This is a genomic window from Streptococcus sp. HMSC078D09, from assembly GCF_001813675.1.
Lineage (GTDB): Bacteria > Bacillota > Bacilli > Lactobacillales > Streptococcaceae > Streptococcus.
On record NZ_KV813653.1, the window covers coordinates 1 to 336 of the forward strand.

General features: G+C 28.9%; 1 protein-coding gene. It reads left to right on the top strand.

Going from position 1 to position 336, the window contains the following annotated elements:
- Positions 1–336: ABC transporter transmembrane domain-containing protein (locus HMPREF2926_RS01780; RefSeq protein ID WP_141751760.1), on the top strand; the 336-nt coding region annotated here is incomplete at both ends.

Below are 336 nucleotides of genomic sequence, written 5' to 3' on the forward strand. Positions count from 1 at the left end.
CAAATTCCTGGAAAGTTAATGACTAAATCAACTAATAATTATTCTCTACAAAATAATCACTATTTGTCAAAAATGACAAACTTTATTAATGGTTTTGAACAAATTAAGTTATTAAATATTCAAAGCTGGACCCAAGAAAAAATTCAAGGAATCAGTTTAGAATTTGAAGAGTCCAGAAAAACATATCAATTCTTAAAAGACTTAGCTTCAACTACTGGAATTTTACTAAGTTTTGGCTCTCAACTATCCTGTATGGTCGCTGGTATCTTTTTTGTAAGGAATAACTTACTGACTATTGGATTACTCGTAGCAAGTATTCAATTATTAAACGGTGTT